This is a genomic window from Pseudoalteromonas sp. UG3-2 (genome assembly GCF_037120705.1).
GTDB lineage: Bacteria > Pseudomonadota > Gammaproteobacteria > Enterobacterales > Alteromonadaceae > Pseudoalteromonas.
In genome coordinates, this window is record NZ_JAWLJU010000002.1 from 824,603 (window position 1) to 838,722 (window position 14,120).

The 14,120-nt window shown below is 45.3% G+C and carries 10 protein-coding genes and 1 riboswitch; of the genes, 5 read left to right on the forward strand and 5 right to left on the reverse strand.

Annotated elements, in window-relative coordinates; translation table 11 throughout:
- Positions 1-91: 91 nt before the first annotated feature.
- Both R3P39_RS06965 and R3P39_RS06970 read right to left on the reverse strand, forming a co-directional pair.
- Entirely contained in the window at positions 92-1,219 is a 1,128-nt protein-coding gene (locus R3P39_RS06965) for a M14 family metallopeptidase (RefSeq protein ID WP_336566539.1), read from the reverse strand.
- A 182-nt stretch (positions 1,220-1,401) separates the two neighbouring features.
- Positions 1,402-2,847: a glyceraldehyde-3-phosphate dehydrogenase gene (locus R3P39_RS06970; protein ID WP_336566540.1), complete on the reverse strand. Its 1,446-nt coding sequence runs from the start codon at positions 2,845-2,847 to the stop codon at positions 1,402-1,404.
- Between the two features lie 187 nt (positions 2,848-3,034).
- Between R3P39_RS06970 and R3P39_RS06975 the strand changes: the two genes are divergently transcribed.
- Together R3P39_RS06975 and R3P39_RS06980 are read left to right on the forward strand one after the other, a co-directional pair.
- Entirely contained in the window at positions 3,035-3,835 is an 801-nt protein-coding gene (locus R3P39_RS06975) for a DUF2989 domain-containing protein (protein ID WP_336566541.1), read from the forward strand.
- 226 nt (positions 3,836-4,061) lie between these two features.
- Complete coding sequence (locus R3P39_RS06980; protein ID WP_336569264.1) at positions 4,062-4,745, forward strand: substrate-binding periplasmic protein; 684 nt, start codon at positions 4,062-4,064, stop codon at positions 4,743-4,745.
- 91 nt (positions 4,746-4,836) lie between these two features.
- Here the strand turns inward: R3P39_RS06980 and R3P39_RS06985 are convergent, their stop codons facing one another.
- From R3P39_RS06985 to nhaD, 3 genes are all read right to left on the reverse strand, one after another.
- A complete protein-coding gene (locus R3P39_RS06985) occupies positions 4,837-6,159 on the reverse strand; it encodes a sodium-dependent transporter (RefSeq protein WP_336566542.1) in 1,323 nt (440 codons plus the stop codon).
- 194 nt (positions 6,160-6,353) lie between these two features.
- Positions 6,354-7,700, reverse strand: coding sequence for a lysine-sensitive aspartokinase 3 (gene lysC / locus R3P39_RS06990; protein ID WP_336566543.1), 1,347 nt, complete (start codon positions 7,698-7,700; stop codon positions 6,354-6,356).
- A gap of 87 nt (positions 7,701-7,787) precedes the next feature.
- Positions 7,788-7,958, reverse strand: a riboswitch (Lysine riboswitch).
- 108 nt (positions 7,959-8,066) lie between these two features.
- Positions 8,067-9,314, reverse strand: a complete 1,248-nt coding sequence (gene nhaD, locus R3P39_RS06995; protein WP_336566544.1) for a sodium:proton antiporter NhaD — start codon at positions 9,312-9,314, stop codon at positions 8,067-8,069.
- Between the two features lie 156 nt (positions 9,315-9,470).
- On the opposite strand from nhaD, the gene R3P39_RS07000 reads away from it, so the two are divergent.
- From R3P39_RS07000 to R3P39_RS07010, 3 genes are read left to right on the forward strand one after another with little or no spacing between them, the layout of a single operon-like run.
- Positions 9,471-10,715 carry a hypothetical protein gene (locus R3P39_RS07000; protein WP_336566545.1) on the forward strand — a complete coding sequence of 415 codons (1,245 nt, stop codon included), beginning with the start codon at positions 9,471-9,473 and terminating at the stop codon, positions 10,713-10,715.
- A gap of 4 nt (positions 10,716-10,719) precedes the next feature.
- A complete protein-coding gene (locus R3P39_RS07005) occupies positions 10,720-11,268 on the forward strand; it encodes a condensin complex protein MksE (protein ID WP_336566546.1) in 549 nt (182 codons plus the stop codon).
- Positions 11,265-14,054 (forward strand): ATPase, encoded by a 2,790-nt coding sequence (locus R3P39_RS07010; protein WP_336566547.1) that lies wholly within the window; start codon positions 11,265-11,267, stop codon positions 14,052-14,054. The genes R3P39_RS07005 and R3P39_RS07010 overlap by 4 nt, the downstream gene beginning before the upstream one ends.
- The last annotated feature ends 66 nt before the right edge of the window (positions 14,055-14,120 follow it).

Here is a 14,120-nt window from a genome sequence, read left to right on the forward strand (position 1 = left end):
AATGGACCACTTAATTAAGCGAATTGGTATTAGTGGGCTTTTTGTTTTTTTAAAAAATAAACGGGCAAGTTTGACTTGCCCGCCTTAGAATTTATCTTAAATCATCCACTACGTTCAATACCGCAGCCAAAGTATCTTGGCCAAATTGGTAAGAACGTCTGTCTGACCAACCAAAATACGGATCCGGTAAGTTGGCGTTGTCTTTAAACGGCATTTCAACGGTGTACGCTAAGGCTTTAAATGCCTCGCCAACCGCGCAAGACGCTACGGTTAAATTCGCTTCGCCAGGGGCGTCTTTATCGTAGCCAAACTCATCTTGGAATTCTGGTGTGATGGTCAACAATGCCGCTTTAAAGTTTTCCTCGAGGCGCTGCAATCGGGCATCGTAACTTGGGATCCCCTCACCACCAGCGACAAAGTTGTACGGCAAGGCTTCATCGCCATGAATGTCTAAATACATGTCCAGTCCGGTCTCATGCATTTTGTTCAGAACATGATAAACCTCTGGAGACTGCTCTAGGGAAGGTGTTGCCCACTCACGGTTTAAATTAACGCCCTTTGCATTGGTACGAAGGTGACCACGAGCACTGCCATCTGGGTTCATGTTCGGCACCACGTAAAACACCGCTTTTTGTAACAGGGCTGCAGCATGAGGGTCTTCGTCGTCAAGCAGCTTGTGCAATAATCCCTCAACAAACCATTCGGCCATGGTTTCACCAGGATGCTGGCGCGCAGTGATCCAAATTTTCTTTTTCTCAGCCGCAGGCTCACCAATGGTTAGCAAACTAATATCTCGACCATCTAAGGTTTCGCCCAGTGTTTCGACCACACAGGCTTCATGAGCTTGTGACCAATAAATCAGGTCAAGATGGCGCTCGTAGCTGTACGGGGCAAAGTAAGCAAAATAGGTATGGGCACATTCTGGCTCAAAATCGATGGTCAAAATACCATTGTCATATTTTGTCGGCACTCGGAACCAAGTTTGACGGTCGTAAGACGCAACCGCTTGGTAGTCTTCCCAGCCTTCTGGGTAAGCTGAGTTTTGCAACTCATTAATGGCAATTTTATGCTCCACAAAAGGCGTTGACTCAAGTCTAAAGTGGAACCATTGGAAAAAATCTGACTCATTGTCTTGATTGATTTCTAGTTGAATATCCGTTGGCGAATCTGCCTTGATCACCTTGATATTGCCACTGTCGAAATTACTCGTAATGCGCATAGGTTTCCCTAAGAAAGTTAAAATTGTAGTGTAAACACAGTGTGTTAACGAGGTATTTAGCCCACACCCAAGCTGGGTAACAGGGCGTTATTGTTAGCTAATTGTAAGCAAGACTATCACAACCAGCGTATTTCAAAAACTAAAAAAGCCAGCAGAGGCTGGCTTTTCAGAGATAAAGACGATTAGCGTGGTAAGCTTGGGAACTTCACTTCTGCCATGTCTTGCATTACGCGAACCACCTGGCAGCTGTAACCGAATTCATTATCGTACCAAACATATAATACAACACGATCACCATCTACGATGGTTGCTTGCGAATCAACTACGCCAGCGTAACGGCTACCAACTAAGTCAGTCGATACGATTTCTGTTGAGGCGGTGTAATCGATTTGGTCACGTAGTTCAGAGTACAAAGAAGACTCGCGCAGGTACTCGTTTAACTCTTCTGCGGTGGTTTCTTTGGCTAAGTTCAGGTTAAGAATCGCCATCGACACATTCGGAGTAGGCACTCGAATTGCATTACCGGTTAGCTTTCCTGCCAGCTCTGGTAGCGCTTTGGCAACGGCTTTGGCAGCACCTGTTGAGGTAATAACCATGTTCAACGCAGCACTACGACCACGACGTTCCGCTTTGTGATAGTTATCGATAAGGTTTTGGTCGTTGGTGTAAGAGTGCACCGTTTCAACGTGACCGTTGTTAATACCAAACTTATCATTCAATGCTTTAAGCACTGGGGTAATGGCATTGGTGGTACAGCTGGCCGCTGACACAATCTTATCTTCAGATTGGATATCGCTGTTGTTAACACCGTAAACGATGTTTTTGATGTCACCTTTTGCCGGCGCAGTGAGAAGCACTTTTGAAGAACCAATAGATTGTAGGTGTTTACCAAGGCCATCTTCGTCTTTCCATACACCTGTGTTATCAACAACTAGTGCATTCTCGATACCGTATTTAGTGTAATCTACTTCTTCAGGGGAGTTTGCGTAGATCACCTGAATGTAATTACCATTGGCTTTGATAGCGCCTTTTTCATGGTCTACGGTGATAGAGCCATTGAATGGGCCATGGATAGAGTCGCGACGCAATAAGCTGGCACGCTTTTCTAGGTCGCCATCACGACCGCCACGAACGACGATAGCACGTAGGCGTAAATCAGCGTGAGAGCCGCCACGTTCAATCAGTAGACGCGCTAATAAACGACCGATACGGCCAAAGCCATACAGTACCACGTCACGCGGTTCTGGACGGGCACCTTGATTTAATAATTCGCCGAGTTCTGCATTTAAGAACTCTTCGATTGAGCGTCCTTCTCCTGCATTTTTATAAATGTAGGCATAAGCCAGCTTACCAAGGTCAACACGGCCTGGTGCCAACTGCATTTTGCTGATCACTTCTAAGAATGGAAAGCTTTCACGCAGACGAAGTTTACGCTCTTCAAAACGTGCAACCGTTTTGTGTGCTTTGATAACATCAATCGTACTGGTGTTAACCAGAGGACGACCATATACAGAAATTTCCACGCCTTGGTTACGGTACAAACGACCGATGAGAGGTTGCATGCTTTCTGCATAATCTTGGCGCTCTTGCCAACTGTTTTGATATTCTTGCTCGTGAGATAAGGTCATTTTTTCTGCCTAATAAACAATTTTCTTTGAACGGATAGCCCAATCGGGCATGGCTATTCTAATTTAAACTGCAGTGATTCTCCACTGTTACCGGACAAATCATTGCGCTAAACTAATAAAGTATTAGCTCTACCCTACTCAACTGGGCTTTGCAGCCTATAATTATAAAAATCATCGAGGTCATACTATGGCGTTTAAAAAGTCGCTGATCCTTGCAGCGCTACTGCTGGCAGGTTGCGACGACACCTTAACTCTGAATCAGGTGTGTACAGAAACACCTGGGTTTTGTGAGGACTTAAACAAAGATAGCCACTGTAAGGATGAACGCGCTGAACTCATTTATGCGCGCTATCACGAATATAAGTCCCCCACTGAGGACAATAAATACACTCTGCTAAAGCATTTAGAAGACTACAACCAATGTGTCTCGCTGGCGGCCAAAATTGAGCACATCAAGCTCAAAGAAAAAACTACGTCCCGTGTAGAAGGCCATCTTACCGCACTAAAGGAAATGACACGGGTCTATCAAGAAACCAAAAACAGTAACCATCCGGGATTACTTTATTATCATTGGTCGCGCAATAACGACAAGGCGGCAATGAATAAGCTGCTCAATATGCAAGACGATCCCAGAGTGCAAAACGATCCTGAGATCCAGCTGTTTTTGGCCGAGTTTTATGCCAAGATCGATGACGACAAAACCATCGACATCCTGTATCGCGTACTAGAGCTCAACAAAGCAGGCGAAAACCCAGACCCAGAAGTGTACGCTTCACTGGTGAGTATCTTTTTCAAACATGAAAAGTATAAGCACGCGTACACCTTTGCCCGTGTGGCACAGCTTTCGGGTTTTAAAGAGGTGGATATTATTCCCGTGACTCAAGAGCTGTTGGCTTTAAACAAAGAGCTTGAGCCATTAGATGCTTTGGCGCAACAGACTTATGACGCAATCCAAGCCGGTGAGTTTGTTTCTCCAAGAGAGTTTTAATTAACTATAGGGCTGCAACGCTCTAGCAGCCCTCTTCTTTAAACCCCGCCAACTTTATCGCTAGTCGCGCTTCACTTGAATGGCCAGATACAATCAGCCATAGTGATCATACGATGAATGATTAATACCGCGTAATGGCTAACTTTTTCCTGATAACCCTGCTTCTTATCTACACTCCGTTTGCTCTGAGTGCCGAGTTTATTATTGGCATCAATGAGCGCGAAGTATTCGCTACAAAGACGAAAACGGGCGCTGGGTTGGCAAAGACATAGAATTAATTGATGCGGTTTTTCGTCGTACCCCACACAGCTATAAATTGCTGGCCATGCCATGGGCACGAGTACTTAAGTCACTAGAGCTTGGTCAAATAGATATGACGGTGGCTGCGGCGGCCTTACCAGAACGAAAGCAGTATGCTTGGTTCTCCACGGAACCATTTCGCTACAGTTATTATACCTTATTCATTCGCAAAGACCGTGAAGAAGTATTCAAACAGGTACAGAGACTCGCAGACATCAAAAACAGTCCTGCTTTGATCGGCGCTCTGCGCTCGGCCGTTTACACCGACAGCTACTACACATTGTTGCAAGATCAAGGCTTTGCTAAACACCTAGTTTTCATCGATGATGACCAAAGCCTACCTGCTCTAACCATGAAAGGCCGAGTTGACGGCTACATTGAATCTGAGATAGAAGGCATGCATTATTTGCACGCTAACCCCGAGTACCGAGCCAAAATTGAGCCATTGCTTCGTGTTACCAGCCAAGCCGACAGCAGCAACTTTATCATGTTTAGTAAGCAGTCTTTTCCAAGTACAGAATTGGCGACATTTTCAGCCGCCTTAAAAGCCGTTCATGACAGTGGCGAATATCAGCATATCGCAGAAAGGTATCAACCACTGAGCCACTGATCTGCCGAGTTATTTGTCTGTTCTGAAGTTCGCTTAGCTGACCCATCTAGCCCTTTTAGTAACAGCGATAAGTTGCCATTTTCCTGTGGCCTTAGGCTAAGGCCACATTAACAAACACCGCCGTCATCAATACAGGACACACAAAGCGTACATACTGTGCAAACCAGTAGTGGGCACCACGAGATTCCAAATGCAGTTGATTACCGCGTTTCCAAATCCAGCCAATGGTCAAAAAGTAGAATAGCCCCATTAACGGCAGTTGATAACGCGTAAATAAGTTAATCACCAATTCAAACAACCAGTCGAAATTAACAATGATGGTACTAGAGGCAATGAACACCACTAGCGTGACCAGCCAGGTTGCTTGCTTACGCTTCATGCCGTGATTTTCGACTAAGAAAGACACTGGGATTTCAGTACATGAAATGGTCGAGGTGACCGAGGCTATCGACATCAGCACAAAAAAGGTTAGGCTGACAAATAAGCCAATGTAACCCATGTTGGTAAATAGCTCTGGCAAAATAGCAAAGATTAACCGACCTTCACCAATCAGCTTGCCATCTTGAAATACTTGCACGCCATTTTGCTGCGCTACAAAAATGGCTGGAATGATCAGCAAGCCCGCTAAAAAGGCCACCGAGGTATCTAACATGGCAACGCTAAACGTCAGCTTCGGTAGGTTTTCGTTAGGCTTCAAATAGGAGCCGTAAATCATCATACAGCCCACCCCAAGTGACAATGAGAAAAACGCTTGCCCCATGGCGGCGATGATTAAATCGGGATCGCTGACTTTGCTAAAGTCAGGAATTAAATAGGTTCGAAAGCCCTCAGCAGCGCCATCTAAGGTAGCCATGTAGCCAATTAAGCCCAGCAGCAGTAGCAATAACACCGGCATTAAACGTCGTGACCACGTTTCAATACCTGATTTTACTCCTTGCAAAATAATACTGGCGGTCAGTAACAGCATCAAAGGAGTGAAAATAAAATTACGCACGCTAGAGTCGCCAGTTAAAAAGGCACTGGCGCGCTCAAAGCCTAGCAGTTGCGCTAACGGATCTAGCGAGTGCGACAACATCCAGCCGGCCACGATGGAATAGAAACTCAGCATCACCACAGCACCTGCCAAGCCAATGTAACCGGCACTGGCACCCACTTTGGGGGCGCGTTCACGCCATGCTGTTTTTAAGGCTTTCACCGGGTTTGCTTGAGCCTGATGTCCGAGATAAAGTTCGGTGTATAACGCTGGGAGCGCCAACAAAAAGATCACCGCAAAATACACCAACAAAAACGCCCCACCACCGTGGTTGGCGGCCTGTGTCGGAAAGCCCCAAATATTACCCAGTCCAACAGCCGCACCTGCAGCTGCCAATACAAAGCCAAGCCGGCTTTGAAATCCATCGCGCGTTTGAGCCATGTTCGTCTTCAATCATTATTTTTGTAGAGGCCAGATTATACGTACTTGTGGTAAAAATGCGAGTACGGCAGCGCGGTGCAAAATACCAATCCGCATTAATGCTTGCTCAATTTGAGAGAGCATTAATGCGGATTGGTATAAAGGCCCGGCAACAACGAATTGAGTATGCCTTTACTGCTGCACTTTGGTCTTTTTTAAGCCACCTCTAATAAGCGCGCATGAATAGACTGCACCACTTGATCCGATTCGTGCTGCTCCACTAAGAAACAGAGATTATGTTTACTGGCACCATGGCAAATTAAGCGGATATTGAAGTCCGATAACACATCCATCAAATTCAGTTCGCATTGTTTTAATTGGATTTCAGAGCCAATCATCGCCACTAAAGTCAGGTTATTTTCAACACTGACGTGACAGAATTGGCTCAACTCATCGAGGCAGGCTTGCTCGAGCTCCGGACGCGATGCATTGGGGGCGTTGTCTAGCGTTAACGCCACACTGATCTCGGAGGTAGTGACTAAATCAACGGAAATGTTGTAGTTACTTAAAATGGTAAATATCCGTGCTAAAAAGCCGCTTGCCAACAGCATTTCGGGGCTTTTTAAGGTTAGCAAGATCTGGTTTTTTCGCTGCGTTACTGCGCGAATACCAGCTTGAGCCGTTTTTTCTTTTTCAATCCAAGTGCCACCAGACAGAGGGTCGCGGCTCGAACCCACAAATACTGCAATGCCTTTACGGCTGGCAGGCAATATAGTGGCGGGGTGAAGTACTTTAGCACCAAAGGTCGCCATTTCTGCCGCTTCATCAAAGCTCAAACGTGCAATGGGTTTGGCGTTAACACATAACCTTGGATCGGTACTGAAGATCCCCACCACATCCGTCCAGATATGCACACTGGATGCATCAATTGCTTCTGCCAACAAGGCTGCACTGTAATCTGAACCACCCCGGCCTAAGGTGGTAGTTTGGCCATAAGGATCACTGCCAATAAATCCCTGAGTCACTTGCACCTGCTGTGGCAGTCGCGTCACAAGGTGAGCTTGTGCAGCACTGCGAGTGACTGCGATGTCTGGCTCTGCTTTACCAAATTGAGTATCGGTTTTCAGTACTTGACGAACATCAAACCGCCCTGCGTCTACTTGGTTGTCTCGTAACACTTGGGTGAACAAGTAAGATGAAAAACGCTCACCAAAACTCAGCATTTCATCGCATTGCTGCTTGCTGAGTGCCGGTAAACTGGCTAGCGCTTCAAACTCAGTAAAGGTTTGCTGGTACCCTGTGGCCAAATCGACATCTAAATTGAGTTTATCGATAATCGCTTGCTGAATGGCCGCCACGGCTGCCACCGTTGCCTCACGCTCAACTTGGTTTTGCTTTTGTTGCGTTAAGCTTACTAAATGGTTGGTGACACCGGCACAAGCGCTCACCACCACCACTCTAACACTTGGGTTGTCACGAACAATGTGGGCACACCGTGACATGGCCTCAAAGTCAGCAACACTGGTTCCACCAAACTTAGCAACAACGTACTGCGAATTCATTTTATCTCCTCTCGACCACAACTTAGGTCTACATTCATAAGGAGAACTTGGCATGGGATTTCTTAAACGTGGGTAGTTGAAATGTCCTTTGCCAGAAGCTCTCCACCACTATGGTGACAGTTCCGAGGATTCAGCCCCGTAAACCGAAAAAGCGCTGTGACGAACAGTGCTTCTCCTCGGCGATAGCTTCCCTCATTGATGCTCAACGGTCTCGTCACCTCACATCAACTACCTAAGTATCGCGCCTCTTCTGTTTATTTTGCCTTTTACTTGATGAATAAAAGCAAAACAGCCCACATTTGATGTGAGCTGTAAGGAAATTATCTTTTAGCCGTCTAGGTGTCAAGCTTTTTGTGTAAAACTCACCTACAACATTTGTCCGGCGAAATAGGCTCCAGCATAGCCAACCGTATAAGCGAATAATAAGTAGACACCCATTCTTAAGTAACTGGTAAAGGTTAAAGCTTTCACCTTACTCATGGCAATGATCCCAGCAGCCGAGCCAATAATTAACATGGAGCCACCAACGCCGGTGGCATAGGTAAAGGTTAACCATTGGCCTGGTGTCATGGCGATATCGGCTTTGAGTAAGGCCGCAGTTAAGGGCACATTATCGACTGCTGCACTCATTAAGCCCACCAGATAGTTGGCATATTCCGGTGCCAAATATTGATAAAGCTCGGTAAAGCGCGCCAGCACCCCAACCTCTTTTAATGCCCCAACTAATAACAGGACACCCACAAAAAACAATAAGGTGTCGTATTCAATCTCGCGAATGTAATCAATGATTTTTTTATTCACGTCTTTTTTGCGCATAAGAAACTGCGCCGTCAAAAACATTAACGACAAGCCAAACAAGAAGGTGAGCATGGGTGGTACTTGATATTGCACGCTCAAAAACAGCGTCGCAAATATGGTGGATAGAAAGATCAGCGCAATGGTAATATCGGTTTTTTCAATCCGTCGCGTGGCAACTTTTTCGAAGGTGATCTGTTCGCGCATACCAATCGACAGCATAAACGCTAACGTCAACACACTGAGCATCGCTGGCAGTATAAGTAGTAACAAATCAGGAATGGTGACCTTATTGGCTAAGAAAATCATTAAGGTCGTCACATCCCCAGTGATCAAGGACACCCCCCCAGAATTCACACTAAATACAATAAGTGTGGCGTACTTAATCAACTTCTTTTGATCTAACTTCAACGACATCACCACCGCCAAAGAGATCAGCGTTGCGGTAATATTGTCCGATATCGATGAAAAAACGAACGCAAAGCCCCCCACTAAAAACATTAACTTGCGTTCGCTGATGTGGGTTGGCATGATCCTGTGGACAATATTTTGGATAAAGCCTTTGGAGTTTAAATACGCCACAAAGGTCATTGCAGCCATTAAGAACAACCACAAAGTGGCAATCTCTAAAATATTATGGTCCAGCTCATTTTGTATCATTTCAGGGGTTTGACCATGCATAGGAGAGATAAAGACAATAATCCAACATAAAGTACCAAAAAATAAGGTTGTTTTGGCCTTGTTTACATGAATAATGTCTTCGATGACAATAAGTATAAAAGCGATAGCGATCAGGGTTAGAATAATGGACGTGACCATAATGCGTAAACAGCCTGTAATATTTTGTAACAGAGGTAGGGTTAGTTTTCGCGGCGCATTCTAGCACTGTCCCGATATGCTTGCTATCTAATATAAACATTTTGTGACAATTTGATGACGATGTAGTGTTGCTGCACTACAGCCCAATGGAAAGCTATGATCCCAGCAAAAAAACTATTAAATACCATTCACGATCATTGGAGTGTACTTGAACTGCTTTTTAAGCGGTTTAAGCTGGCCGATTTCAGCTTAAAAGATGTACAAAACATCATAAAATTAAAAAACCCAAGCTGGCAAAGTGAGCGGATCTACAAAGAAACGAACCGGCTACTGCAACAAGAAATTATCATACCTCTAGCGAAATCTTCGCAACTTGAAATCAACCGAGCCGTTGCCGACTTTGCCAGTTTCTTGTTGCAAGAAGAAAGCCTCGGTCTCGCCGAGGAAATCACGGTACTGGTAAAAGACCTGGAACGGTTGGGCAACCGTATTGCGCAAGCTGGCGATGAGGCGGATTACACTGAACTTAAGCGCTTTAGTCGCATTATGGATGAGCGGGTGCGCAAAATTGTCAAGCTATTCGAGCACAATGAAAGCGCCATCATGAACCTTGTTGAACAGGCGAAATCGGATACCTCAAGCCTGTCTTTGGGGATGCGTTATAAATCGGTGCTTGAAGCATTTGATGAGTACATTGAACCCATGCTGGAAATGGTGGACATCCACGGCCCCTTTCAACGCTGCTTTGACCAAATTGAGCATCAGATCAGTGAGCAAATCGAACACATTGAACAACTTGGCCGCGGTGCCGCTGATAAACGCATGCTGGAACAGCTGAGAACCCGTATTTTAGACATGCACCTTATCGGCCGCGAAAGCCTCAGTCGCAGTGCCGATCTGCTAATGCCCCTGCGCGAAGAGCTAAGACGAAACACCCTGATCACTCGCCAGGCTTCAAAGGTACTTGGCCAGATCAGAAAAAAAGGCGTCGATCGCTTATTAACGCCAGTGCAGCCGGAGTTTGTCTCGGACACCCAACGCTTTAATTTAGGTCAAAAGCGCCACATGGTGGCTTATATGGCCAGCTTGGTCGAGTTTGAACACGAAGAATACCAGCTGCCGGACCAAGATGATGTGCCCGCTTATCAAAGCCCTAATATTCCAGATTATCAGGCAGTTAAAGCTCGCTTCCAAGCCTCTGGCAAAAAGCGCCAGGCATTATTGCCGTTTTTATCTGACAGTTACCCAGATTTAGATGCCGATGAAATGCTGTTTTTATATCAAAAGCTGATCAACGAGAGCGAGTTATCGTTAACGCAAGCAGATGATAAGCAACACGTAAGCATCGCATCACACACTTTCTCGCTGTATCCATTTAGCGCCAAAGCAGAACAAGATTAACATTATGACGACCATTAATTTAGATAGGCTCAATGAGCTGCAAGCCATTAATAAAAAATTGGTGAGCGGGTATCACATTAGTGAGCAAGACACCACTTTATGGCAGGAATTAGATCAAGAAATTGACAGTTACCAAGCCTTATTCACAGCCCTTGGCCATGACTTACAGCATGATGCCCGAGGTTTTTATTACCTTGCCAGCGACGAAAGCACCCCTAACATGGGCAAAATTTCACGTGCCATTGCGCTGACCATTTATATTTTGATTGAGCACTACGCTAACCAAGGTAAAGATCCACTTCGAGTGCTGTTCGACGAAGTATGTGATTTAGAGTTAATGCAAACCATCGTACAACTGAACAAACATTTATTTGATCAGCTAGAAATCTTCTCTGGTTCAGACCTACGTAAAGACGTGTTTTTGCGCATGGTGCGCTTAGGGCTTGCCCGTGAAGTGGAACAAGGCTTTATGTTGTTGGCGCCAATCTATCGCTACATTGACGCCCTAATGGAAGTGAATGAAGAACAATACGAGATTGAGGATGAGCTATGAGCGATAAGTTGTACGGCTTAAGTAAACTGGCCTTATTAAATACTGCGGGCTACGCCAAGTGTGTCATTCCTTTAGATAAAAGTGCTTCCATTTGCGCACCCAATAACACCGGTAAAAGTTCGGTGATAAACGCCCTGCAATTTCCGCTGATCAATGATCTTAGGTTAACCGAGTGGGATGGTCACGACCTGGAAGAAACTCGTAAGTTTTACTTCTCCTCGGATCAATCTTATATCTTGCTGGAAGCCAACCTGCCCCACGGAGACGTAGTCATCGGTGTCGCGGGCCTGGGTAAAATAGCCGGCTATGCACACCAGTTTTTTTGCTATCAAGGTAAACTTGATTTGGCGGACTTTACCGCAGGCAAAAGCATTATTAAGTACACTAAGTTATTTAACCACCTTGAGCAAAAACAGCGTAATCCGGTTGAGCTCAAGGCGCAGGAGCTCAATGCCTTGCTTACTGGCGGGGCTACACCATTTGATGGTGACATAAACCTGAAGATGATCCCACTTAACAACGTGCAAGATGCCCCTGTGTATAAAGAAATATTCCGGCGTATTTTGAATTTACATAAGCTTGGTGCCCAAGATGTTAAACGCTTTATGCTCAAAGTATTTGAGCGCCACATGTCTAATTCTAAGGTCGACTTTTATGAAGTGTGGCGTCGCGCCTTTGATAAGGTCAATCGTGCCCGCCGCGAGCTGACCACCCTAGAGTCGATGCAAGAGCCTATTTCTGCCTTAGAAACCATGTTGGAAAGCGAAGCCGTATTAAAAGGTAAGCTTGCTGCGTATGCGCCGAAAATCGATTTAGCCTTAGTGGAATACGATAATTACCAAAGCGAGCAACTTACTGAGCTGGAGGCGCAATTAGAGGATATTGAGTCTGAAAAGCAAGAATTTGAGGCCAAACAGCAGCTTTACGTGCAACAGTCACGGGACATTGAGCGCAAACAAACGCAAATTGAGCAATGGTTTAGTGATTATAATGCCCTGAAAAGCGAGTTTGAGCTCACCAATCAAGCCACGCTGAAAACCAACCTCACTCTATTGAAGAAAGAATACGAGCAGCTTTCCTTTTCCATTAACAGTGCCCAAGGTCAAAGCTTACATACTCTCGATTTTCGTATTAATGAAACGCAAAAGCAGATTAAAAGCTTAAAGCTGCAGTTGAAAAACCTCGAGTTTAATCTCTTTACCCGCATGCGCGAAGATTTATCGCTGAAAGAAGTTGAAGAGATCTCCCGCATACTCAACCCAGACCTCCTTTCTTTTTCTACCACTGCTCAAGGTGAGGTTACCATCAGCGACGAAGATGCCTTTGCGGATTTCTTAATGGCGTTATCGAAGTCGGTTCAAGGAGGTGAACTGATCTTGCCCGGCGCCACCATTAAGCTGAAAAAACTCAGTATGGTGCAAATGCAAAGCGGTGAGAACAAGGTACAACTGCAAGCACAGTTAGAGTCGCTACAACAGTCTTTAAGTGATTTAAAGCAGCAGCGTGAAGTGGCAGCTAATGTCGCCGAAAAACAGCAAGAACGTGATGCCCTGTACGATGAATTGATGGCCACCGAAGCCGCGATGAAACGTTTTGAACAGTTTCAAACCATGCAGCAATCGGCAGAAGCGCAAACTGCGCTACAACAGCAGCTACAGATTGAACGTGAACAAGTTGATGAATACTTGCATGATATTCAACGCAATGCCGGTTCGATTTCTGACCGCCGTTCGATTATCAAAAGTAAGCAAGACTTACTCACGCGCCAAGCGGATCGCCTGAAGCAAGTTAAATCAGAGCGTATTGATCACACCTTAGACTTATACACTGGCAAACAGGCCGCGTATGAAATTGAGATTAAACTCGATTTTGACAACCTATCTGAGGTCATTCACCAGTTCAATAAAGACTGTAATGAATTAAGAAACTTAGACGTGAATGTTCGTAATACCTATTTGCATATTTACAATGCCGGGATCACTAAGTTTGATAATGAGCCAGACGATGCCACTAAATACCAAAAGCTGATCGGCGCCTATCATAATTTAGATAACGAACGCGAAGCCGTAGATAAACAAGCTCGGGTGGCCTTAACGGAAGTGGCTGCGACGATTAAAGGCTTAAGGCAAGATCTTGACCGCTTGCGCCGCGAGATGAACAGCTTTAATAAAGGCATTAGTCAGCACCGAATTTCGAACCTACAAGCGTTTAAAATCAATGTCATCCCGCGCAAAATGTTGGTTGATAGCATCGACACCATCATTAGTACTTCGGACTTGTATGAACAAGGTGAAAGTTTCGATTTACTGAGCGAGCAACCGGCATCGGAAAAAGAAGTTAACGCAGCAAAAGATCATATCATTAAGCTAGCTGCCGATAAGGCCGGCCTGACACTGACCGACTTGTTCGACATTCGCTTTGAAGTGGTTAATCGCGCCGGTGAGACCGAGCATTTTGATAAAATCGACTCCGCAGGCTCTAATGGCACGCGAATAACAATAAAACTGTTGTGTGGCATGCTGTTTATTCGCTATCTATTATCTGATCAAGAGCAGGCCATGTACCGTATTCCTATTTACATTGATGAAGCGGCGGATATTGACCCGCAAAACCAAAAAGCCATCATTGAAACGGCATTGAGCTTTGGTTTTGTGCCGATTTTTGCCTCGGTAAAACCACAAATTAGTTGTGACTACCTGGTCCCTATCCGCAGTGTTGCTAAAGGCAGTCAAAACTGGGTGGATGAAAAAGATTGGATAGAAGTGCAACACCCGGTGGAACATTAATGCTAAGTTAATGTCTTAACTACATAATAAAGAGTCATGCTAGCCACGGTGGCAAAGTACTTACAG